Raw genomic sequence first — 23,449 nt, 5'->3', positions numbered from 1 at the left:
TCTCCGTCCTCTTCATTATTGACAGCATTTTTTTGCGAGTTAGGTGGAGTAAGGAGTATTGTCCTCCGAGATTGAAGCTCCTTGCTTGCGCCGCAATAAAAATCCTGTAACGGAAGACAGCAGATACATCGTGCCGCCAACGATATATACGGCCTGTGCTCCCCAAATATCGGAGATTGTTCCGGCGAACAGCACGGAAACTCCGAACAATATGTATGAGATGGTGCTCTGAGCAGCAAAAACATGCGGCTGCTCATCAAGTGGGGTGATGTGCTGCACATAGGTACGCTGGGCAATATCTCGAAGCTGGTAAAATGGACCCATCAGAACTACGATAGCTAAAGCGACGAATGCTTGCGTATTCCATGCATATCCGTATACAAGCAAGCTAACTCCAAATGATCCGATCAGAATCGTGCCAACTAGATGTTTATGAATGCGTGCAGACAGTTTCAGCGTAAGGAGTCCGCCGAGAATCGTTCCCGCGTAATAGGCTGCATTAATATATCCCCACCAGGCTTCATCCTTATGAAGCACCTCTTGCGCAAAGACGAGTGTCACACCGCCAATCCATATTCCGCCTGCAACGCCCTCTAAGATGTCCATCCATGTAATGACGCGCAGCTTTGGATGTGTGAACAGGTACGTCCAGCCGGCCATAATGGAATGAGATTTCTTATCTGCGCCTACACTTGATTCTTGATTATGCGACAATCGCAAGATACAGAGACAACCAAGAAAGAGAAGGCCTGCGGACAATTGAAGAACAAGGGAATGTCCAAGCTTAGCAACGAGAATTCCTCCCATAGTCCATCCAAGCAGAGACAGCATTTGCATGCTGGTCGAAACCAGGCTGTTGGCGTGAACTCTCTTATCCTCTTCAACTAGGCGTGGATATAAGGCGTTTGCCGCTGCAGAAGCACAGCCTTCTACGTATCCGATACCAACTATGGCACAAAAAGAATAGGCGAGAAACTGTGTTGTCGATAACATTGTTGCAAGCGGCGATATAGAAAAGGCGACAACAGCTGATAATGCGAATTGCAAAAGCAAAAACAATCGCGTAACATGAGCGATACTCATGCGGCGGTACCAGATTGGCAGCATGAAGCTGCTCGCCAGAATCGCCATTGAACGGACAAAGGACACGGCTCCGGCAAAGGCAGCTGAATCCGTCATTTGGTAGACTGCTGCAATCAATGTCATCATGTACAGAGATCCTGCAAGATTAGCGAAGGATCTGCTGGATAGAAGCGAGTAGAACGAACGATTCAATGCGTCTCACATCCTATGCAATTTCATAATTTTAACATTATAGCATGGATGATCTTTCTTTTTAATAACTATTTTAAAAAAATAATAATACTAGACTGGATGAATTGAAGCTCTCATCATTCCGTTTTGTTTCTCTTATGATGGAAGGTCGCTTTCAATAACATCTTGACGTCCTTCGATGCTTTCAAAATGTCAAATACCTTCACTTTGCTAAACGCTCCTTGTTAAACTCGAATGCGCCCATCACTGAATATGTAATGTGCTTCATCTCTTTCCTATCACTAGCATGGCTGTCTAGCTGATTGCGTATGGCAATATGATTGTACAGCCCTCTTGCCTTCAATCAAATCGCGCTTCGATTTTGGATAGATGCTCGAGCATGCGGTGAGACGCGAGATTGTCATCCTGCGCGTCGATTGCCTCGTAGATTCGCCGATGTTCTTCCAGAAGCTGAGTGGTGGAGGAACGCTCTCCGAACAACCACATGCGTCTAGTCTCACCCATATGCTCAGCACATTTCTGATGGAACATTTGCAGCATCGGAATAAGTACTTCATTGTGACTGGCCTCAGCCAGCAGAACATGGAACAGGAAGTCATCATGCTGACTAGCTTCTTCATCCTCCAGATGCTTCTCCATACGATGCAGACACGCGGCCATAGCCTGCAAATCAGCGGAAGTACGTCTTTTGGCTGCGAGTCCGGCTGATCCAACCTCTATCATCTTACGAACCTCGATCAGTGACTTCACAGACTCTACATCGGTAAGCCATCCTTGCAGTTGCTCAGATGGTGTTTGCTCATACTTACGTACAAAGGTTCCGCCGCCGTGACGGATATCAAGCCAGCCCATTGCCTTAAGTGCGCTGAGGGCCTCACGTATGGTAGAACGACCTACAGCATATTGTTGAGCAAGTGCTTCGACAGAAGGCAGCTTGTCGCCGGGCATATAAATTCCTCCACGCAGCTGCTCTAGTAAATATTCTTGAATGAGCTCTGAGCCTTTTTTTAATCGAAATTCGGTCATGTTGCTGTGAGCCTCTCTTTCTGAAATATTAAATCAAAAATAATAAATATTATAAAATTATTTTTTGAAATCGAGTGACATTTGTCTCAATCATACGTTATAATATGCCAAAAGTCATCAGATGACCTGAACAATTCAGCAGATGTGGAGGAGACTGTTGAATCGTTCACTTCAGATGTTGACTTGGATCCAAGACACCAAGGAGGAGTTCATTCATGATAACGATTGAAGCACGCGAGCGACTGCTCAAGCTGCTTGGGCCAGAGCGGTATCGCGATGATAAGGAGAGCTTGGTCACGCATTCTTATGATGCTACACCGATGATGCAGTCTCTGCCTGATGCTGTTGTATATCCGGAATCGACAGCAGACGTGCAGGAGATCTTGCGCACGGCGAACGAATACCGTATTCCCATTGTTCCTAGGGGCGCTGCAAGCAACCTATGCGGCGGAACTGTCCCTGTAGCAGGGGGAATCGTTGTAGCCATGACTCGTATGAATAAGCTCATTGAAATGGACACCGAGAACCTTACAGCAACCTTCCAGCCTGGCTTGAACACGAAGACGTTCCATCGGGAAGTGGAGAAGCGTGGACTGTTCTATCCGCCTGACCCAAGCAGCATGTCCATCTCAACCTTGGGCGGCAATATCATGGAAGGGGCCGGCGGCCTGCGCGGTTTGAAATACGGAACGACGAAGGATTATGTGATTGCACTCGAGGCGGTACTGCCGAATGGCGAAGTGATCCGGACGGGAGGCAAGTTGTACAAGGATGTCGCAGGCTACGATTTAACGAAGCTGTTAGTAGGCTCCGAAGGAACGCTCGCGTTGATTACAGAGGCAACGGTTAAGCTGCTGCCCGCACCGGGTATCCGCAAGACAATGCTCGTATCCTATAAAGATATTTATGCTGCTGCCCGCAGCGTGTCACGTATTGTAGGCGCTGGCATCATCCCAGCAACACTTGAATTCATGGATCAGCCAACGATTCGCGTGGTTGAGGAGTATAATCATATCGGGCTTCCAACAGACATGCAGGCAGTTCTGCTTATTGAACAGGACGGTCAAGATGAGAATGTTGTCATGCGAGATATGGAAGCGATTGCAAAGATATGCAGTGAGGAAGGTGCAGATCGCGTTCAGACTGCGAAGGATGAAATCGAGGCTGAACAGCTGATGAAGGCACGCCGCAGCGCATTGTCCACATTGGCGCGTATTCGCCCAACGACAATTTTGGAGGATGCGACCGTACCGCGCTCGAAGATTGCAGAAATGGTATTGGCCATCAATCGTATTGCAGAGCAATATGGGGTAAATATTTGTACGTTCGGTCATGCAGGAGACGGCAATCTTCATCCGACCTGTCCGACAGATGCGCGGAATGAGGATGAGATTCACCGTGTTGAGCAAGCGTTCGCGGATATCTTCGAGGAAGCGATTCGCTTGGGCGGTACGATTACGGGTGAGCATGGAGTCGGTACGGTGAAGGCTCCATATCTTGAATGGAAGGTTGGATCTACAGGCATCGACGTGATGAAAGGCATTAAGCAAGTGTTCGATCCAAATGGAATTATGAATCCAGGCAAAATATTTGCTAAGGCTGCTCGCAAGAGGCTGGTGGTTTCCCGATGAGTCAACAACAACTAGAGAAGACAAACAATCCGCTGCAGAAAGAACTCGTGAAGACGCTCGATTATGAGCAACTGATGAACTGTATGCGCTGTGGTTTTTGTCAGCCGACTTGCCCGACTTATCAAGAGACTGGATTGGAAGCTGCTTCCCCTCGTGGACGAATTGCACTCATGAAGGCAGTAGCAGATGGCATTATGGAACCGGATGAATCTTTCCAGAAACAGATGAACTTGTGCTTGGGCTGTAGGGCCTGCGAGCCTGTATGTCCGTCGGATGTGAAATACGGTCAGCTGCTTGAGCAGACGAAAGAAGCCATGCATACGCACAATAAGCCGCCGGTTGCAGTGAAGGGATTGAATCGCATCGCGCGACCTGTATTTATGAAGCATGCACGACTGCTGCGCATGAGCAAATTGCTGCAAACGTATCAACGCTCAGGATTGCAGCGTTTTGCACGGAATAAAAACTTGCTTCGCTGGCTTCCTCCACAAATGCAAATGATGGAGCGCATCCTGCCTGAAGCGGACAGCCAAGGTGTAGTGAAGCGGGCTGGTGGACGTCACTTCCTGGCCAAAGGCGAAAAGCTTGGCACAGTAGGGTTATTCCGTGGGTGTATTATGGACGTCTTGTTCACTGAGACGAATGTAAATACAATCCGATTGCTGACCGAATCCGGCTATGATGTAATCATCCCTGAATCGCAGGGCTGCTGTGGCGCTTTGTTTGCTCATGGCGGAAGTGATACGGCTACGGCTAGGGATTTGGCTAAGCAAAATATTGATGCGTTCCGTGACGCGGGTGTTGATTACATTGCCTCAAATGCAGGCGGATGTGGAGCGTTGCTTGTAGAGTATGATCATTTGCTGAAGGAAGAGTCGGAATGGGTGGAGCCGGCTAAGAAATTCGCAAAGCAAGTGAAGGATATCAGTGATTTGCTTATGCGTTCACAGCGTTGGAGCAATCTTCCGGTAATGCCGCAAGGCAACTGTGGGACTGCTGAATCATCCGAACCATCTGAAACGGTAACCTATCAGGATTCCTGCCATTTGCGGAACGTTATGCGGGCTTCCAATGGTCCGAGACAACTCATTCGTCGTATTCCTGGCATTCGTTACAATGAGCTGGAAGGCGCGGACGTATGTTGTGGATCCGCAGGTATTTACAACATAGTACAGCCAGACATGGCGAATTCGATCGTAGATCGGAAGATGGATGCTGTTCGCGAGACTCACGCTTCGATTATCTTGACTAGCAACCCTGGCTGCTTAATGCAAATGAAGGTAGGCGTAGAACGGGATGGCGTAGCTGAGCAAGTGAAGGTCATGCATGTCGTAGATTATTTTGCGGAAAAAATGTTGAAGTAATATTTCAGGTTATCTATAATAATCTTGTAATTATATTTTAATAACATACTAATTGACATCCATGGAGTCAATTCTCGGGGAAGATTGACTTCATCGTAGGAGGGGTTAAATGTGAACGTCATTCCACTTAATGAAGCATGGGCGGAGCCGATGTGCGAGTTGTGGAACCGTGAACTGGGCGACCTGTTCCCAATGAGACAACAGCTGTTCGTGCAAAATAGCTTCCAAGATGCAAACGTTTACTTGCCTGGCTCCTGGATCGCCCAAGATTCAGACGGCAGCATTCTAGGATTTGTCATCGCGAAGAAATGGCAGGAAACGGAGCGTGAGATGAAGCTAGGAGAAGGAGGAGGCTGGATTCAGGCACTTGTCGTTCGTTCCGAAGCAAGAGGGAAGGGGATAGGCTCTGAATTGCTCGGTCGGGCTGAAGAGGCATTGCGTGAAGCTGGCGCATCTCAAGTCTTCATTGGGCGTGATCCGTGGCATTTTGTTCCGGGTCTCCCGAAAGCTCTGTCAATGCACCGTCCATGGCTGGAGAAGAGAGGATTCAAGCAGCTCTATGAAGTTAGCGACATGCTGTCTTCAGAAGCGACAGAGCTGCAAACGACTCCAGACTTTGCAGATGGAGCGATCGTGAGGCTGCTCATGCCTGAGGACAAGGAAGAAATGTTGACATTTTTCCGTCGCTGCTTCCCGGGCAGATGGTTGTATGAGGCACAATGCTATTGGGAACGCGGAGGACGGGGAAGAGAATTCATCGGATTGTTCCAAGGCAGTGAAATGATCGGCTTCTGCCGGGTCAATGACGAGCATTCTCCGCTGATTGCGCAGAATACGTATTGGGCACCATTGTTCGAAGAGCCGCTTGGCGGTATTGGGCCGCTTGGTGTTGATGATCAGTACCGCGGCAAGGGATACGGTCTTGGTCTGGTCAAGGCGGGAATCGCTGAATTGCAGCAGCGCGGCATGCGCCAGCTAGTCATTGACTGGACGGAACTGGTTGACTTCTATGCGAAGCTTGGATTCCATACGTGGAAGAGCTATGACCTTATGAGCAAGGCCCTGTAAATAAATTGTGAGTTCAAAACGATGAACCAAAAGATAGTACGGTGAACAATGAAGCGCGTGGAAGACGGATTGAAAGATATTGATAAGAATCTTTGATCTTTGCTGCTCGAGCCTCCACTAGATCAATTTCGCTCAGACGAGGTTGAGAAAGTCTTTGGAACAACGATAAGCAACCCCGGCAGAACCATACGTGCCGGGGTTTTTGTCTATAATGGGATGATAAATATGACATATTACGTAATCCTTGCGGGCTCTTCTCCCTTTCTCTATCTTTATTTCTACCCAATTCCAAGCAGGCAGGGCAGCTTCTTCTTCGCGGCTCGTGCAGCTGCACATTATTGACGTATTGTTCATTAATGTGGCGTCCAATCAATATGATGCGGCCGTTCAGTATTTGGATGATACAAGAGAAAGTATTCGATTTATGAAGAGTCAGCGCAAATAAAATAGGTAAACTCGCTTAAGTCCTTCCTTTTCACCGACACTATCTGCTATGCATATAATGTGATCCGCCGTGAAATATGGGCGTATGCACAGCTGGCAGCTAGGAATGCCGCGGGGAGGGATGACTATGAAGTGGAGCCGCAATATATCCGGTGAGGAGCGGGCAAGCGTGATTACCCACGCAGTTGGATTATTGTTCAGTATGTGGGCATTAGGCGTGCTAATTAGTGCCGCACGGGAGCACGGGACGTCGGCGCATATGATCGGAGCTTCAGTATACGGGATTACCTTGATTATGATGTTTACAACCTCGACGATTATGCACGGTTTGCCAGAGGGGAGATTGAAGTACCGATTTACGATCCTTGATCATATGGCAATTTACTTGTTTATTGCGGGAACGTACACTCCCTTCCTGCTCGTCGTGCTGCATGATGAGTTCAGCCAGCAGCTGCTAGGTTTAATATGGGGGACTGCGATTGCAGGAATTATATACAAAGCATTCTATACAGGACGTCATATGTGGTTCTCTACGATTGCCTATGCAATTATGGGGTGGCTGATGGTAACGGTATGGGACAGCTTGGTGCAGGCGATTCCTTTTGAAGGTGTTATGCTGCTGATGATTGGAGGAGTATGCTATACGGCTGGCATCCCATTCTTTGTGTGGCACCGGCTTCCCTATCATCATGCGATTTGGCATCTGTTCGTATTAGCCGGCTCTGTCCTGCACTTTGTATGCATTTACCGCTATGTCGTCTAGTTAGAAGGCAGGCTGAAACACTGAAATCTGGGTCTCAAAAAAATAATTCCACCATGTTAAGGTTCAACCCTTGACATGGAGTTGTGATTTCGGTATGATAAGAAACGTCGATGGGCTGTAAAGTGTTTTTCCTTTACGAAAGGAGTGGCCCGTATGAACGAGGAACAGGTACTGGCTAAGACGAACCGAATTAATATGCTGTTCGACTTCTATGAACCGCTGCTCACAGAGAAGCAGCAGACGTTCCTGAAATGTTACTTTCAAGATGATTTTTCACTAGGCGAGATTGCAGCCGAATTCGGCATCAGCCGCCAAGCGGTGTATGAACATATTAAGCGGGCGGAGCAGACGCTCGAATCTTATGAGAGCAAGCTCGGCTTGCTGTCGAAGTTCGAACGTCGGACAGAGATCGTAATGGCGCTGCAACGTGCATTGGACGATATGGATAGCATACCCGACCCGCAGCGCGCGGAACTGCAGACGATTGTCCGTGAACTGCAGGCGTTGGATTAAGGGAACGGGGTGAGATAATATGGCATTTGAAGGATTAACGAACCGATTACAGAATGTATTCAGCAAGCTGCGCGGCAAAGGCAAGGTTGGTGAAGATGACGTCAACGAAGCGATGCGCGAGGTACGCCTTGCGCTGCTCGAAGCGGACGTTAACTTTAAGGTCGTTAAGGAATTCATTGGCAAGGTGAAAGAGAAGGCCGTTGGTCAGGAAGTGATGAATAGCTTCACACCAGGCATGGTCATTATCGACATCGTCAATAAGGAATTGACGGAATTGATGGGTGGTACAGCTGCGAAGCTGGCCAAGGCCAACAAGCCGCCAACTGTCATTATGATGGTCGGTCTCCAAGGTGCTGGTAAGACGACTACTTCAGGCAAGCTTGCGAAGATGCTGCAGAAGCAGAATCATAAGCCGCTTCTTGTCGCTGCCGATATTTATCGACCAGCTGCGATTAAGCAGCTTCAAGTAGTAGGCGAGCAGATTAAGGTTCCGGTGTTCGCGCTTGGTGACCAAGTGAGTCCGGTAGAAATCGCTCGTCGCGGATTGGAGCATGCGAAGGAGAATAACCTTGATTATGTCATTATCGATACTGCAGGCCGCCTGCATATCGATGAAGCATTGATGGAAGAGCTGAAGCAAGTTCATGCTACAGCGAAGCCAGATGAGGTGCTGCTCGTCGTTGACGCGATGACAGGTCAAGATGCGGTCAACGTTGCAGAGAGCTTCAACCAACAGCTTGAGCTTACTGGTGTTGTGCTGACCAAGCTCGATGGCGATACACGTGGTGGTGCGGCCTTGTCTGTTAAGGCAGTTACGGGTTGCCCAATCAAATTCGCTACACTTGGTGAGAAGATGGACGCGCTTGAACCGTTCCATCCAGAGCGGATGGCATCACGGATTCTCGGCATGGGGGACATGCTCTCCTTGATCGAGAAGGCGCAAATGAACATCGACACAGAGAAAGCCAAGGAAATGGAAATGAAGATGCGCAACGCAGCCTTCACATTCGATGATTTCCTTGAACAGATGCAACAAGTAAAGAAGCTCGGTCCTATCGATCAGATTCTGGATATGATTCCAGGGATGAATAAGGTGAAGCAAAATGCGAACCTGAAGGTGGATGAGCGTCAAATGGGTCGAATCGAAGCCATTGTCCGTTCGATGACGAACGAAGAGCGCCAAGATCCAGACCTAATTAATCATAGCCGTCGCAAGCGGATTGCAGCGGGCAGTGGAACTGCGCTGGCTGATGTGAACCGTCTTATCAAGCAATTTGATGAGATGCGCCGGATGATGAAGCAGTTCTCTGACATGATGGGTCCGAAAGGCCCTAAGATGATGAAGAACTTGAAGAGCAAAGCGGGCAAGGCAGGCAAAGGAATGAGATTTCCTTTCCGTTAATGCATAAAGAAGTGCAGCTGTAAAGCTCGCATTCCAATTCTTACTCGAATTCCGTTAAGGAGGTGAATTTCGTGGCAGTACGTATCCGTTTGAAACGCATGGGTGCTCATAAAGCACCATTCTATCGTGTCGTTGTATCCGATTCCCGTTCCCCGCGTGACGGTCGTTTTATCGAGGAAATCGGTCATTACAATCCGGTAGCTCAACCAGCAGTCGTTAACATCGACGAGGAAAAAGCTTTGAAATGGTTGCAAACTGGTGCTCAAGCATCTGACACGGTTCGCAACTTGCTCAGCCAAGCTGGCGTAATGAAGAAGTTCCATGAACTGAAAAACCAGAAATAATCTAGCCGTTCGGAGGGTCGCGAATGGAAGAGTTAGTGTCAGTAATTGCACGCGCTTTGGTCGATCATCCGGAGGAGGTCCGTGTGGACGTCGTGGAGAAGGACCATGTCATCGTGTATGAGCTTCACGTTCATCCCGACGATGTCGGAATGGTTATCGGGAAGCAAGGTCGTATCGCTAAGGCGCTTCGCACGGTCGTCACGTCGGCAGCAGTCAAAGTTCCAAAACGAGTTGCCGTGGACATTATTTCATAATTGTACGCAAGAGGGTTAGGATGGAATCCTAGCCCTTTTTCGTATGCATGAGGCTAAATGTGTTACACTAGAAAGAAGATGTTCGCAGGCTGGGCTTCCGAATATTTACGATAGATTAAATGAATGGTGATTACCGACGGTAGGAGGATAAGGCATGGCTCAAAGAATGTTTAATGTCGGCAAATTAGTCAATTCGCACGGCATTCGTGGTGAAGTGAAAATTATCCCGACAACAGATTTCCCGGAGGAACGCTTCGCTCCAAAGAGCGAGTTAGTTCTGCAGCAACCGAACTCCAATAACAGTGTATCCGTTACCGTTGAGCGGTCGCGTTTACATAAAAATATGTACATCATTAAATTTGTGCAATTCGACAATATCAATGAGGTTGAGAAATATAAAGGTTGGATACTGAAAGTAAGCGAAGAGCAGCTGGATGAGCTCGATGAAGACGAATATTACTACCATGAGATTATTGGTTGTAAAGTCGTGACAGACGAAGGCGAAGATCTTGGAATCATTGACGAGATACTGTCTCCAGGCGCGAATGATGTCTGGGTTGTGAAGCCTGCGAAAGGAAAATCAATCTTGATTCCGGTCATTGATGATGTTGTGCTTACGGTTGATGTTCAGGAGAAGGTCGTAATGGTTCATATTATGGAAGGACTTATTTAATATGCGTATCGATGTGTTGACCCTTTTCCCAGAGATGTGCGAAGGGGTATTCGGATCCAGTATATTAGGGAAAGCGCGTGAGAATGGACATGTTGTTATTAACACGGTCAACTTCCGCGATTATTCTGATAATAAGCATCAAACTGTTGACGATTATCCGTATGGCGGTGGCGGTGGTATGGTGTTAAAACCGCAGCCGATCTTTGCGGCGGTCGAAGACTTAATGGTGAAGGCAGCGGAAGAGCGGGCATCAGGAATAGCAGAACCGATGGATGGTCACGAGAAAGCAGCGAAACCACGAGTTATTTTAATGTGCCCGCAAGGAGAGCGTTTCACGCAGAAGAAAGCGGAGGAGCTTTCACAGGAGTCCCATTTAATATTCGTGTGCGGCCATTATGAAGGATATGATGAGCGCATTCGCGAGCACTTGGTGACGGATGAACTATCAATAGGGGACTATGTATTGACAGGCGGTGAATTACCCGCAATGACCGTGGTTGATTCTGTTGTTCGTCTGCTTCCTGGCGTGCTGGGCAATGAGATGTCTGCTGTAACGGATTCGTTCAGTACAGGACTGCTCGAATATCCGCATTATACCCGTCCTGCTCAGTTCCGCGATTGGAAGGTTCCTGATGTACTCATTAGTGGCCATCATGCCAATATAGAGATATGGAGACGCGAACAGGCTCTGAAGCGGACGCTGGAACGGCGTCCGGATTTGCTGGAGCATGTGGAGCTGAGTAAGGAAGACCTGAAAATATTGCAACGCTTGAAAAGTGATACAGAGTGAAGCAAGGCTTAATGAGAGCTAACCGGTTCAATGAGTGGATTGGTGATTAGGCTGCTCCACCATAAATGACTGAGATTCTATGTACGATGGACGTAGAATCTCAGTCATTTTTTTGATCTAACGGATGTCGAGAAGTAGCTCCTTATTGGAGAGAAGTTATAAAAGATGCGATAGACGAAATGACCTTATCGGGTGCATCATGATGAATGTAGTGTCCAGCTTGTTCAAATTTTATTTGCTGGCTGTTGTTTGATAATTGAATTAATTCATTTTGCGTATTAGCCCAATTTGGATAACCGTTGTTCGGGGCACTCAATACGAGGATCGCTAGATCTCCAAGTGAGCCACCACGTAGTACTGCAAGTCCATTTTCTTTCAATCGTTGTCGTTCTTCTTTCATATCTGGATTGTTGGCATTTCTGAGTGCCATTATTATTTTCAATTTCTTAAGTTCTTCAGGCAAATCATCGATATCGACAAACATGCCATTGATGAGATTCATATCTGACAGAGCTCGCAACAAACCAATATGTTTGGCGGTTGCAATGGCATTCCAACCTATATCCGCTACCCAGTTCGTAGAGAAATCCCTAGCGTATTGAGGGCTGGTTCCATCCAGGAAGATGAGACCTGCAACTTCTTCTGGGTACAATTGTGCGAATCTAATGATTTCAAGCGCTCCCATAGAATGACCTAATAAAATATAGGGGGGCAATTCTCCAGATGCTGCAAGCAAGTGATGAAGCTCTTCCGCTATCGTATCTACATCACGAGGCGTGTCCGCAGCTTCGCTCCAACCGTATCCAGGTCGTTCATAGAGGACGACTCGTCCATGTTGTTGTAAACCTGGCATGATCGGATAGAAATCAGCATAGGGAGTTGTCGTCCCGCTGCCTGCCGTCATGACTAGCGTTCCTGTCAAAGAAAGCACTTCCATTTGCGATAATGTGCATGGCGTGACCGTTCACGGACATCATCTTCCCAACAGGGGGATAGAGGGAGCGCTGTTGATACAATCCATATTGCTGATACGAGACACCAAGCAAGGCAATAAGGATGAACGCACAGATTAGAAGTATAATTTTTTCTTTTTGATCATGTTGACCCCCGTTTCTCTTAGTTGTTTCGCTTTGTTCATTACCTGACCTAACCCTATTAGACGGGCATTGGAATAATGAATATCATATATTCATTATTGTTCAGGCATAAATTGGATAGCAAGCGATTTTTGTGGTTACGAAAATAATAATAATGGGGACAATATTGTTCATAGGTTGCACGTGTCATGAGACAACATGAATTCCAATGAAGTGAGGCAAAATTATGAGTAATGAGATTCGTAAGAATGGATTGCGGTTGTTTATTGCGATGCCGCTGCCGAGGTCTGCTGTTCAAGTATTGGAAGAGTGGTGCGCTGCTGGGAAGCAGCACTGGCAATTTGCAAAATGGGTACACCCGCAGGATCTTCATATTACACTCCAATTCCTTGGAGCGGTAGATGAGCATGTTATTGAGCGGATTGTACAGGTATTGAAGGAGGTGTCCAGAGAGGCCGCCCCAATTGATCTACAATTCGATGGCGTAGGAAGCTTTGGGACAAAAGAAGCGCCCCGTGTACTATGGGCTGGTCTAGGAGGAGCAATCGACAAACTGCGACAATTGAACCACAGCGTGACAGCCGCTACTTCGCCTTTAGGATTCGAACCGGAGGAACGCCCTTATCGCCCGCATATTACGCTGGCTCGCAAGTATCGCGGAGGGGAAGGCCAGCCCTTCACCATGGACAGCGAACCACTTCCTCCGATTCTATGGACGGGTGATGAGATCGTACTGTTCCAGACACATATGAATCAAAGTCCTATGTATGAGCGTTTGCATACTTTCACTCTGGGTCAAGCATAGTCTAATGTACATGTACTGCAATCGTTGTGTCATGCCTTGTTAAAACGACGTCTTGAAAAACAGGTCTATCCTCACGTATATTTTCCAATCTTACACATTTATAATGGAGTCACCATTTTGAGCATGTCGAAAATGGTTGAAAAAGCAATATAAATTGTGGATGGAGGGATTTCGTGGAGAGATATGCTTCGCGTATCGGAACGCTGCTGCTTCTGATTACGACCATGCTTTTGGCGGTTTTTCAAAGCCGGAGGATACGCGAAAGGCGACGTGGATATGGCAGGCGGAGAGAATAGAGACAGAATCGGAGCAACTGATTGCTTTTGCCAAAAAGAATCGCATTAATGTGATGTATCTGCATGTGGATATGACGATTCCAGAAGCATCATATCGGCACTTTCTGAAGCAGGCAGGTCAAGCAGGAGTTGAAGTGCATGGCTTGGCAGGGCATCCCTTATGGGCTTTGCGTGAATATCGGGACAAGATGATGAAGCTGACAGAGTGGGTTAGTGCTTATAATCAGTATTCTGCTGCGGATGAGCGTTTCAAGGGGCTGCATTTGGATGTTGAGCCCTACGTGCTTCCAGATTGGGAAGATGATCAGCCATCGATCATTCGCTCTTGGACGGCGAATATGAGCGATTGGCTGAATGCTGTCAAGAGCCGCAGCGGTTTAGAGCTCAGCGTCGACATGCCGGTATGGTTCGACTCGATCACGGTTCCAGATGCACAAGAGACTTCGTTGTCGGAGTGGATCATTCGCCGTTTCGATCATGTAACGTTAATGGCGTACCGTCAGCAGATAGAAGGCGGGAACGGAATTTTGGAGCTTGTCCAGAATGAAATGGAGATCGCAGACCGTGTCGGGACACCGATATGGATTGGGGTCAATACGAAGCCAATGAAGGAAGCTCACACTACCTTCTATGATGCGGGTGTGCAGGAAATGGAGTCGGTATTGAATCAGGTTCAGGAGCGGCTGCGGCATCATTCCTCCTTCACAGGAGTTGCCATCCATGATTATCGTTATTGGAATCATATGCTGGAGAGAGATGGTGAACCAGGGGATCCCCCAGGGCCAAAACCAGACCCAAAACCAGACCCAAAACCAGACCCAAAACCAGACCCAAAACCAGACCCAAAACCAGACCCAAAACCAGACCCAAAACCAGACCCAAAACCAGACCCGAATCCTGATCCTGGGGAGATTATTGTCCCGATGCCGCCTCCAATTGATCGTACTGGAACCATTATTGGAACCTATGTATGGCAAGCGGAGTTAGCGATAAATCAGTCTGATGACATCATTGCATTTGCGAAGGAAAAGGGAATCAACTTTTTGTATGTTCGCTTGGATCTTCAGCAACCGTTTGAAGCGTATCGTGAATTTGTGAAGAAAGCGCATGATGCTGGAATCGAGATGCATGCTATGGGTGGACACCCTGGCTGGGCGTTGACAGAGAATAGACAGCGGATATCGAAGCTCGTTGATTATGTCAAACGCTACAATCGCGCTGCTGCCCCTGAAGAGCGCTTCTATGGCATTCATTTGGATGTAGAGCCTTATGTACTTCCGCAATGGCGCGGTGATAAGGACGAGGTCATTGCACAGTGGGTGGACAATATGGCGTTTTTTGTCGAATCGACCCAGGCTGATTCTCAGCTTGAGACGAGTGTAGATCTCGCAGTGTGGCTGGATCGAACCTTTATTCCGGGTAAGTCAGAACTGTCAGTTAGTGAATGGATGATAGGGCGTATGGATCATGTGGCATTGATGGCGTTCCGTAATATGGCTGGGGGCAGCAATGGAATTGTTGCTGTGGTGAAGCAGGAGATGCAGATGGCGGATCGGTTAGGCAAACGTCTTGTAGTTGCAGTGGAAATAAAGGAGAGTTTTGAAGGCGCGCATGTTTCGTTTTTATGAGAAGGGTGCTGAAGAGATGTTGAAGCAGTTGGACAAGCTTCCAGAAATGCTTGCAGATCACCGTTCTTATACCGGTTATGCAGTGCATGCCTATGATTATTGGAAAGAAGCCAAGCCTTGAAAAGGCGCTTGTGTTCTATTCGTTCATATGCTACAATTAATTTCGTTGTTTGGAATACGGTGGTCCTCTGCATACGATGAGGCGAATGCACTAAGCATGCTGAGATGCAAGAACACCTGTGTGGAAGGAGGGAGTCCTAGATGAATATCGTACAAGCGATTACGCAAGAACAGCTTCGCAAGGATATTCCAAGCTTTCGTCCCGGCGATACTTTGAAGGTTTATGTTAAAGTTATCGAGGGATCTCGCGAGCGTATCCAGTTGTTCGAAGGTGTTGTTATTAAGCGTCGTGGTGGCGGAATCAGTGAAACGTTTACTGTTCGTAAAATTTCCTACGGTGTAGGTGTTGAGCGTACGTTCCCGCTTCATACTCCGAAAATCGATAAAATCGAAGTGGCTCGCCGTGGTAAAGTGCGTCGTGCGAAGCTGTACTATCTTCGCAATCTTCGCGGTAAAGCAGCGAGAATCAAAGAAATCCGTTAAGGAACAACCGGGGGGCTTGCTTGACTGCAAGCTCCCTTTTGCTATTTGTATGGATTGGAGTGCGCAATGCGCATGACGTGAACTTCAAATACGCATCCTAGGAGAAAGCGGGGCACAGCGAATGGATCAAAACGACCAATTGATGGAACCGAATACGCCGGAAGAAACGGCTGAAAAGCCGGCCAGCCCGAAGAAAAACGAATTGTTGGAATGGATTAAAGCGATTGCGATAGCTGTTGTCCTTGTCGTTGTCGTAAGATGGTTGCTGTTCGCTCCGTTTATAGTTGATGGTCCTTCGATGGAACCTAACTTCTGGACGGGTGAGAGGCTCATCGTGAATAAGATCTTGTATGAGTTCAGACAGCCTAAGACAGGAGAAGTTGTTGTATTTCACGTTCCACAAGAGAACCGCGATTTAATTAAGCGTGTAATTGGTGTTGCCGGTGATACGATCGAATATCGCGGTGATGATTTGTACGTTAACGGCAAGAAGGTAGAAGAGACGTACATACAAGAAGCAATAGATCAAGCTCATAAAAATGATATGTTATATAATGACCGTAATTTCCCAAGTGATTCGACTCAGCCGAACAAAGTTCCAGAAGGACATATTTTCGTCATGGGTGACCATCGGAGCAACAGTACCGATAGCCGCATGCTCGGATTTATTCCGTTGAAAGATGTCATTGGACGCGCAGACGTCATCTTCTGGCCAATCTCGCATGTTAAGTTGATTCAACATCATTAGTTGAGTTACGGCTGCCAAGGAGGTGGATAGCGATGTCAATCCAATGGTTTCCGGGTCATATGACGCGAGCGCGACGTCAGATCCAGGAGAAGTTAAAACTGATAGATGTAGCGATCGAACTGTTGGACGCGCGCCTGCCTGTGTCGAGCCGCAATCCAATGATTAACGATATACTCAGCAATAAGCCGCGCCTTATTATTATGAACAAAAGCGATCTTGCAGATCCAGACGTAACGGCGAAGTGGATGAAATATTTCCGCAATGAAGGTCACGCTGTAATTGCTGTCGATGCGTCGACAGGAAGCAATGTATCGCAGATTCCCGGGGAAGCGCGCAAGTTGCTCGAAGAGAAGTTCCAGAAACAAATTGCAAAGGGAATGAAGCCGCGTCCAGTACGTGCATTGATTGTTGGAATTCCAAACGTAGGGAAATCTACACTCATTAACAAGCTGGCTGGTAGATCGGTAGCTGCAACTGGCGATCGTCCTGGCGTTACTAAGGGTCAGCAATGGATTCGTGTAGGCTCCGAAATGGAACTGCTCGATACACCAGGGATTTTGTGGCCTAAGTTCGAGGATCAGGAAGTAGGTTACCGATTGGCGACAACCGGTGCAATTCGCGAAGAAATATTGAATGTGGAAGATATCGCGTTTTACGCGCTGAAATATGTTGCATCCCATTACTGGGATCGACTGTCTGAGCGGTTCGGCATGACGGACGAAGCCATAGATGTGGACAATCCAGACGAAGTTGTGCGTTTGATGGAGGACATTGGACGCAAGCGCGGGTGCTTGATGGGTGGCGGAAGAGTCGACTTAGAGAAGGCATCTGGCATTATTTTGCGTGAGCTGCGCTCTGGCAAGTTGGGGCGTCTTACGTTCGAAGAGCCTTATTCATTTATGGTGAAATAGCTGTTCGGCAGATATAGGTAGGATGTTTGGAGTATGAGGATAGCGCCGTTAACGCCGGAGTGGTGTACGGCGCTATTTCTTTAGGTACAGCCGTTACTAGATATGGCAGTGAAGTAAAGACAGGTTGGGGAGGATCATGTTCGCATGGGGAGAAAGAAGCAAGAGGAAACAGCAGAGCCCGTTGACTTATTAGCTTGGGAACGAGAATATTGGGAACGCAGCGTTCAGCATATTGCAGGTATTGATGAGGTCGGCCGCGGCTGCCTATTTGGTGATGTTGTTGCAGCAGCTGTCATATTGCCGCAAGGTCTTATTATTGATGGGATCAATGATTCGAAGAAGCTGTCGGAGAAAAAGCGGAATGAGCTGTATGACATTATTATAGCAGAAGCGATAGCATGGTCAGTTGCACATGTAGATGCCGCTACTATCGATCAGATTAATATTAAGCAGGCGGCTCGTCGTGCTATGAAAGTAGCAGTTGAAGGGTTGGTGACTCAGCCAGAAGTGCTGTTGGTCGATGCGGAGAAGATAGATTTGCCATATGCACAAGAGGCGATTATTAAAGGTGATGCCAATAGTCAATCGATCGCAGCCGCTTCGATCGTCGCTAAGGTAACGCGTGACCGTCTATGTATTGGTGAATGGAATGACCGATATCCAGAGTATGGCATAGCAGTTCATAAAGGGTATGGAACGAAGCTGCATCGGGAACAGCTGCTCCTTCATGGGCCAACGCCGATGCATCGCAAGAGCTTCTTGTCCTCCTTATTTCCTGAAGAGGAGCAGTTGACGCTGTTCTAGCACCATCTGATAAACGGTAAAGTGATTATCTATTATTCTGTTCTAGTGAACGATGGCTGCGGATAAATACTCATTATTCGTCTGCTCTATGCCGATATATAAGATAGTTATTTGCAGAGGACGTGGGATGGACATGAATATATCACAATTGGTACGGAGCTTGGCTGGGGAGGCGAGACCCGGCGAGCAGCGTTCATTGGAGCTAAAAACGGGCCAGGTCGTTCGTGCGACAGTAACGGAAGTGTCTGAAAACGGGCGCGAGGCCGTCGTATCAGTAAATGGTGTTCCTGTACGTGCAGTGCTGGATGCGCCGATGCAGCCAGGGCAAACGACGTGGATGCAGGTACAGGGACAGCAGTCGGATGGATTGGTTATATTGAAGCAGACAGAGGGCCCTTCTGTCGGCACATTGCCATCAATGGAAGAAGCACTTAAGCAATCCGGGTTGCCGGATGAAGCATGGGCACGCCGCTTACTGCAAGATTTACAGCGGGCTGGTTTGCCGCTAACGAAGGAGCTTGCAGCCAAGCTAAGCCAAGCGATGGCCTCGAAGCCTCCTGGAGTTGCAGCATCGGAATGGATGCAAGCAGCAGGTCTTGCGCTTCGTCGGCAATTGCCGCTTACAGCAGATACATTAAGCGGTCTGCGGCAAGCACTGTTCGGCAAGCCGCTGACCGATATGCTTGCAGGATTTATGCGCGCTGGGGATGAGTCTCTGGTCTTGGGCAGCGGCTCGCTTGGCAGTAGCGGGGCCAATACTGGAAACACAAGTACACTGTGGACACAACCGCTGCGAGAGGCACAAGCACTCGTACGTGCACTGCTTGCAGAGGGGCTGCAAACATCAGGTCAGCAGACTAACGGAGGAGCCGGGGCGGCTGCAGGTGCGAATAGTGGCGCCACAAGTTCTCCTATTGGTCAGACTTCTGCCTCTCCTATGCCTGAGGCACTTAATAGGAGTACTAGCGGCGCGAGTATGGATTCGACATCAGCTGCGGGCAGAGGTGTCCAAAATGGAGAACAAGTACGTTCTATCCCCCTTCAGAACGGCAATTTGGGCGGAAACGTTGCTTCAGGTACTGCTGGAGCTTCTGGAACATCATCTTCTCCTCAAACGATGGTACAGAGTGGTGCATGGATTGGTAAAGTCCTTCAATTGCTCGGCGTGTCGCATGAACAGCAGGCTCATCGAGCTGCAGTCATGGAGCTGACGTCTCAGCCGCAGCAGACAGTGGGTGAAAATGGACAGCCTGCTGTTGGCGGCGGTGGTAGTACTGCTGCGGCATCAGGCAACTCAAGCGCATCAGGAAGTAGTGGACTAATGGGAAGCGGCAGCGGAAACACAGCACCGCAATACGGGACTCCCGCACAGTCTGCATCGGCAGCTGTGCATGCTTCAGCATTGGCTGCGGATGATGCAGCAGCGGACAAAACATCTGTTATGAATGGAGGAACGGGGCGCAGCGCGGCTTCTCAAGAAGTGATGTCTAGCGGGGCAGCAGCGAAGGCAGCGGCACCAGTTGTATCTGGGATGGCACAGCTAGATATGAACCACCTGACAGCCAGTGCAACACAGCAGGGAGCTGCAGTTGGAGAGTCGCTGAAGAGTGCCCTACTTCAATTGCTGCAAGCGGATGGAGTCCCGCATGCACTCCGTGAGGCGGCCCAACAGCTTGTACAGCATGTCACCGGCCAACAGCTGCTGCTCGCGTCTGATCGCCAAGCTCCATTCTCCCATATTACATTGTTTGTCCCGCTTGTAACGCCGGAAGGCAAGCAAACTGCGGCCGTTCACATTCAATCCCGTCAGAGCAAGCGAGGAGAGCTTGATGCGGGCAATTGCCGACTCTGGTTCGATTTGAATATGAAGGTGCTCGGGCGTACACTCGTAGATGTTCAAGTTGTAGATAATGCGGTTGCGTTGCATATCCATCATGCTGATGAACGGCTCGGTGAATGGATGGATGGGTTGCGTGATGAAGCGGAAGAAGCGCTGGAGCAAATCGGTTACCAGCTGTCCGCTTTCCGAACACTACCGCTCCCTGAGAAGCGTTCTGATGCAGCGTCAGTGCCATCTTCAGAAATCAGCATGGACGATTATGCCGCGAAGCCTTACAAGGGGGTGGACATGAAGATATGAATAACAAACCGTCTATCCCTCGACCAGCTTCCGTCGAGCCTGTACAGCCATCACCTAACTCGGGAACGAGTTATTGGAATCAGCAAGAAGCACGTCACGGTGTTAGAGAAGAGACGCATGCGTCTGCGAAGTCAGGTGGCGCCACACCACGCAAAAAGGCAGTTGCACTTACTTATAATCCCGAACAAGGGGAAGCCCCAGTTGTTGTAGCTAAGGGACATGGTCAAATAGCTGATCGCATTCTCGAAAAGGCGAAGGAGAGCGGAGTCCCTATTCAAGAGGACGCTTCCTTAGTTGAAGTATTGTCTAAACTAGATATCGATCAGCAAATCCCACCTGCCCTTTATCAATTGGTTGCAGAGGTGCTCTCCTTTGTATATAAAGCGGATCAGCGAGCGGATAAGGGGTGGATCAATCGTGGAACGTAATCATCATGGGAAGGCATCACATAGGAACAATCAACAGATGTCATCAGTTGATGCGGGTACTCCAACCCATATGGCAGGTAGCCGGAAGAGGAGTGTGCCGATGAAGCTTAATCGTCGTGCGCGGGGAACTGAGGCAGAGCAGCTTGCGATTGCTTATTTAGAACGTAGAGGCTACCGCATTATTGATGTGAATTGGCGTTGTAAGTTAGGTGAGATTGATATTGTTGCGAACGATGGCGATGTGTGGGTGTTTGTCGAGGTTAGAAGCCGCACCGCGGGATTGCGTTATGGCGGTGCGGCAGAGGCAATCGATTGGCGCAAGCAGCGCAAGGTGCGAGCAGTGGCAACGGCGTATATGCATCGACATCGCTTAGATGAGGTTCATATACGCTTCGATGCAGTCGCGATTACCTACTCGACTGATCTTGGAACTCCACCCGAAATTGAACTATTTCAGGGAGCATTCTAATTCGTTCATTCAGGCATGATTCCGCTTGTCCAATGTACGGTACTGGATCGCTTCCGCTACGTGTGCAACCTCGATAACTTTACTTCCTTCGATATCCGCGATCGTTCGGGATAGCTTCAAGAGGCGATCATGTGCTCGTGCACTCATGCCTAGCTGATCATAAGCCTGCTGCAGCATATTCTTCGCGCTGTCCGACAAGCAGCAGTATGTCTTCAAATAAGAGCCTGAGAGCTCGCTGTTGAATTGGATATTCAGTCCTTCATAGCGCTTAGCTTGTATCCGTTGTGCTCGCACGACCTGTTTGCGCATTTCCTCTGAGCTTAGATTGTTGCTGGACCAATCGGAAATAGGGGAACGAGGTACTTCAACCTGTACATCAATCCGATCGAGCAGTGGGCCTGACAGCTTGCTTCGATATTGCTCAAGTCGTCCATGTGAACAACGACATTCTTCTGTACGGGAACCGGCATATCCACAAGGACATGGATTCATGGAGGCGGCCAGCATGACGTGAGCAGGGAAACGGAAGACGGCGCGTGCTCTGCCGATGGTAACGCTTCGTTCTTCGAGTGGTTGGCGGAGCACTTCAAGCACTTGGCGTGGGAACTCGGGCAGTTCATCCAAAAAGAGGACGCCGCGGTGAGCCAAGCTGATTTCACCTGGTTTCGGGATCGCACCTCCACCAATAAGTCCAGCAGCAGTGATGGAATGATGGGGGGAGCGGAAGGGGCGCGTCATCATAAGACCTGTACCATAGTGGCTCCATTTCCCCGATACACTATAGATCTTGGATACCTCGAGAGCTTCAGCTTCATTCATAGGCGGTAGGATTGTAGGAAGTCTCTTGATAAGCATTGTCTTGCCAGTGCCCGGCGGGCCGCTCAGCAGTACATTATGCATCCCTGCTGCTGCAACGATTAACGCACGTTTGACATGCAGTTGACCGTTTACGTCGGCGTAATCCTCTAAATTCCTTGCTACAGTTTCCTCCTTTTTCATTTCACTACTATCTCTGTTTCTCGCTTCTCTTGAAGCAATCGGCATATCATCTACACAGTGGATATCCCGCAGCTCACTTAGATGGCGGAGCGGGAATACTTGGATTCCTTCTACAAGTAATGCTTCAGCAACATTGTCTGCAGGAACCATAACACGGGTGAACTTTCTTCGGCGCGCTTCGTCAACAAGAGACAGCACGCCTGGAACCGAACGGGTAGAACCATCGAGTGCCAGCTCTCCTATGAGGAGCATCTCCTCAAATGGCTGGTTTGGAATCTGTCCGCTCGTACATAACAGTCCTATCGCCATGGCGATGTCAAATGATGTCCCTTCCTTGCGCAGATCAGCAGGTGCCAAATTAATCGTGATCCGCTCTAGTGGGAACTTCCAGCCGCAGTTCCGAACAGCGGCTCGCACTCGTTCAATGGATTCGCGAATGGCGGCATCGGGGAGGCCAACAATCGTCACCTGAGGCAGCCCGGGCGAAATATCAATTTCCACATGAATGAGTCTTCCTTCTACGCCGTACACAGAAGCACCCCATAAATTTCCGTACATAAAAAACACCTCTCAATCGTTATTCTCAGTCCGAAAACTGGAATACGAGGGAAAGGTGCTTCCTTATCTACACTCGTTATATAACTATAGCGTCTACGATAGCAAGCGTCTACGATAGCATTTATCAAAAATTCGTATTTGCAATCTCCTCAATCTACTAATCCCCTTAATCTACCTAATATATTGGAATAGGTTCTTGCAAGCAGTTTAGGTGCAGGTAATGATTATTATAGCTGTAGGCAGCACTTGCGTCAACTTCGGTGGTGATATCGAAGAGTTGTTCCCTATTAATCTCAAAATGAGATGATATCAATATCAAAAAAATGTACGTTCTTGACGAAAATGAGAGGAAAGCGTTTTAAAATCATGATACAATGTGTTCGGATTGTATATATTTTCCGTTATTGTGAGTAGCG

23 protein-coding genes and 1 pseudogene are annotated in these 23,449 nt (G+C 48.4%); 20 read left to right on the top strand and 4 right to left on the bottom strand.

All coding sequences use genetic code 11. The annotated features are described in order from the left end of the window. Window positions 1-39: 39 nt before the first annotated feature. Window positions 40-1,275 carry an MFS transporter gene (locus AZ66_RS02695; RefSeq protein WP_021262494.1) on the bottom strand — a complete coding sequence of 412 codons (1,236 nt, stop codon included), beginning with the start codon at window positions 1,273-1,275 and terminating at the stop codon, window positions 40-42. Between the two features lie 339 nt (window positions 1,276-1,614). Further along, window positions 1,615-2,301, bottom strand: coding sequence for a FadR/GntR family transcriptional regulator (locus AZ66_RS02690; RefSeq protein WP_044353482.1), 687 nt, complete (start codon window positions 2,299-2,301; stop codon window positions 1,615-1,617). 215 nt (window positions 2,302-2,516) lie between these two features. Between AZ66_RS02690 and AZ66_RS02685 the strand changes: the two genes are divergently transcribed. The 10 genes from AZ66_RS02685 (at window position 2,517) to trmD (ending at window position 11,547) form a co-directional block, all read left to right on the top strand. Then, window positions 2,517-3,932, top strand: a complete 1,416-nt coding sequence (locus AZ66_RS02685) for an FAD-binding oxidoreductase (protein WP_044353481.1) — start codon at window positions 2,517-2,519, stop codon at window positions 3,930-3,932. After that, the gene (locus AZ66_RS02680; RefSeq protein WP_044353480.1) at window positions 3,929-5,296 is read left to right on the top strand and encodes a (Fe-S)-binding protein; all 1,368 of its coding nucleotides are present in this window, start codon (window positions 3,929-3,931) and stop codon (window positions 5,294-5,296) included. Before AZ66_RS02685 ends, AZ66_RS02680 begins: the two co-directional genes overlap by 4 nt. Before the next feature lie 111 nt (window positions 5,297-5,407). Continuing rightward, complete coding sequence (locus tag AZ66_RS02675) at window positions 5,408-6,364, top strand: GNAT family N-acetyltransferase (RefSeq protein ID WP_156159877.1); 957 nt, start codon at window positions 5,408-5,410, stop codon at window positions 6,362-6,364. A 571-nt stretch (window positions 6,365-6,935) separates the two neighbouring features. Beyond that, entirely contained in the window at window positions 6,936-7,571 is a 636-nt protein-coding gene (gene trhA / locus AZ66_RS02670) for a PAQR family membrane homeostasis protein TrhA (protein ID WP_044353479.1), read from the top strand. Between the two features lie 153 nt (window positions 7,572-7,724). Next, the gene (locus AZ66_RS02665; RefSeq protein ID WP_044353478.1) at window positions 7,725-8,084 is read left to right on the top strand and encodes a putative DNA-binding protein; all 360 of its coding nucleotides are present in this window, start codon (window positions 7,725-7,727) and stop codon (window positions 8,082-8,084) included. 19 nt (window positions 8,085-8,103) lie between these two features. Next, window positions 8,104-9,486 (top strand): signal recognition particle protein, encoded by a 1,383-nt coding sequence (gene ffh / locus AZ66_RS02660; RefSeq protein ID WP_021262488.1) that lies wholly within the window; start codon window positions 8,104-8,106, stop codon window positions 9,484-9,486. A 71-nt stretch (window positions 9,487-9,557) separates the two neighbouring features. Then, complete coding sequence (gene rpsP, locus AZ66_RS02655) at window positions 9,558-9,830, top strand: 30S ribosomal protein S16 (RefSeq protein ID WP_005551911.1); 273 nt, start codon at window positions 9,558-9,560, stop codon at window positions 9,828-9,830. A gap of 23 nt (window positions 9,831-9,853) precedes the next feature. Then, a complete protein-coding gene (locus AZ66_RS02650) occupies window positions 9,854-10,084 on the top strand; it encodes a KH domain-containing protein (protein WP_005551913.1) in 231 nt (76 codons plus the stop codon). Window positions 10,085-10,238: 154 nt separating this feature from the next. After that, window positions 10,239-10,757 (top strand): ribosome maturation factor RimM, encoded by a 519-nt coding sequence (gene rimM, locus AZ66_RS02645; RefSeq protein ID WP_044353477.1) that lies wholly within the window; start codon window positions 10,239-10,241, stop codon window positions 10,755-10,757. 1 nt (window position 10,758) lies between these two features. After that, window positions 10,759-11,547, top strand: coding sequence for a tRNA (guanosine(37)-N1)-methyltransferase TrmD (trmD, locus tag AZ66_RS02640; RefSeq protein WP_021262485.1), 789 nt, complete (start codon window positions 10,759-10,761; stop codon window positions 11,545-11,547). A gap of 142 nt (window positions 11,548-11,689) precedes the next feature. Here the strand turns inward: trmD and AZ66_RS02635 are convergent, their stop codons facing one another. Beyond that, the gene (locus AZ66_RS02635) at window positions 11,690-12,469 is read right to left on the bottom strand and encodes an alpha/beta fold hydrolase (protein WP_052648351.1); all 780 of its coding nucleotides are present in this window, start codon (window positions 12,467-12,469) and stop codon (window positions 11,690-11,692) included. A 401-nt stretch (window positions 12,470-12,870) separates the two neighbouring features. Between AZ66_RS02635 and thpR the strand changes: the two genes are divergently transcribed. The 10 genes and pseudogenes from thpR to AZ66_RS02590 all read left to right on the top strand — a co-directional run bounded on the left by thpR (window position 12,871) and on the right by AZ66_RS02590 (window position 21,476). Further along, on the top strand, window positions 12,871-13,449 hold the full coding sequence (gene thpR / locus AZ66_RS02630) for an RNA 2',3'-cyclic phosphodiesterase (RefSeq protein ID WP_044353476.1): 579 nt from the start codon (window positions 12,871-12,873) through the stop codon (window positions 13,447-13,449). Between the two features lie 136 nt (window positions 13,450-13,585). After that, window positions 13,586-15,373: a hypothetical protein gene (locus AZ66_RS31180; RefSeq protein ID WP_156159875.1), complete on the top strand. Its 1,788-nt coding sequence runs from the start codon at window positions 13,586-13,588 to the stop codon at window positions 15,371-15,373. Beyond that, window positions 15,357-15,494, top strand: coding sequence for a hypothetical protein (locus tag AZ66_RS32355; protein ID WP_156159874.1), 138 nt, complete (start codon window positions 15,357-15,359; stop codon window positions 15,492-15,494). The genes AZ66_RS31180 and AZ66_RS32355 overlap by 17 nt, the downstream gene beginning before the upstream one ends. Before the next feature lie 140 nt (window positions 15,495-15,634). Beyond that, window positions 15,635-15,976, top strand: coding sequence for a 50S ribosomal protein L19 (gene rplS, locus AZ66_RS02620; RefSeq protein ID WP_005551919.1), 342 nt, complete (start codon window positions 15,635-15,637; stop codon window positions 15,974-15,976). A 121-nt stretch (window positions 15,977-16,097) separates the two neighbouring features. Next, complete coding sequence (gene lepB / locus AZ66_RS02615; RefSeq protein ID WP_021256573.1) at window positions 16,098-16,724, top strand: signal peptidase I; 627 nt, start codon at window positions 16,098-16,100, stop codon at window positions 16,722-16,724. A gap of 32 nt (window positions 16,725-16,756) precedes the next feature. Further along, window positions 16,757-17,635, top strand: a complete 879-nt coding sequence (ylqF, locus tag AZ66_RS02610) for a ribosome biogenesis GTPase YlqF (RefSeq protein ID WP_021262481.1) — start codon at window positions 16,757-16,759, stop codon at window positions 17,633-17,635. A gap of 144 nt (window positions 17,636-17,779) precedes the next feature. After that, window positions 17,780-18,439 carry a ribonuclease HII gene (locus tag AZ66_RS02605; protein ID WP_044353475.1) on the top strand — a complete coding sequence of 220 codons (660 nt, stop codon included), beginning with the start codon at window positions 17,780-17,782 and terminating at the stop codon, window positions 18,437-18,439. 133 nt (window positions 18,440-18,572) lie between these two features. Continuing rightward, window positions 18,573-20,579 carry a hypothetical protein gene (locus AZ66_RS02600; protein WP_044353498.1) on the top strand — a complete coding sequence of 669 codons (2,007 nt, stop codon included), beginning with the start codon at window positions 18,573-18,575 and terminating at the stop codon, window positions 20,577-20,579. A 143-nt stretch (window positions 20,580-20,722) separates the two neighbouring features. Continuing rightward, a pseudogene (locus AZ66_RS32350) lies at window positions 20,723-21,007 on the top strand (EscU/YscU/HrcU family type III secretion system export apparatus switch protein); the annotation flags it as partial. Continuing rightward, the gene (locus AZ66_RS02590) at window positions 20,997-21,476 is read left to right on the top strand and encodes a YraN family protein (protein ID WP_231586706.1); all 480 of its coding nucleotides are present in this window, start codon (window positions 20,997-20,999) and stop codon (window positions 21,474-21,476) included. The pseudogene AZ66_RS32350 and the gene AZ66_RS02590, both read left to right, overlap by 11 nt. Window positions 21,477-21,485: 9 nt before the next feature. Here the strand turns inward: AZ66_RS02590 and AZ66_RS02585 are convergent, their stop codons facing one another. Further along, window positions 21,486-23,033, bottom strand: coding sequence for a YifB family Mg chelatase-like AAA ATPase (locus tag AZ66_RS02585; RefSeq protein ID WP_044353474.1), 1,548 nt, complete (start codon window positions 23,031-23,033; stop codon window positions 21,486-21,488). Window positions 23,034-23,449: the final 416 nt, after the last annotated feature.

The sequence above is a fragment of the Paenibacillus sp. E194 genome, assembly GCF_000935845.1.
Classification (GTDB): domain Bacteria; phylum Bacillota; class Bacilli; order Paenibacillales; family Paenibacillaceae; genus Paenibacillus_B; species Paenibacillus_B alvei_B.
Note: the sequence above shows the minus strand (reverse complement) of the source record. Positions and strands in the feature narration are given on the sequence as shown.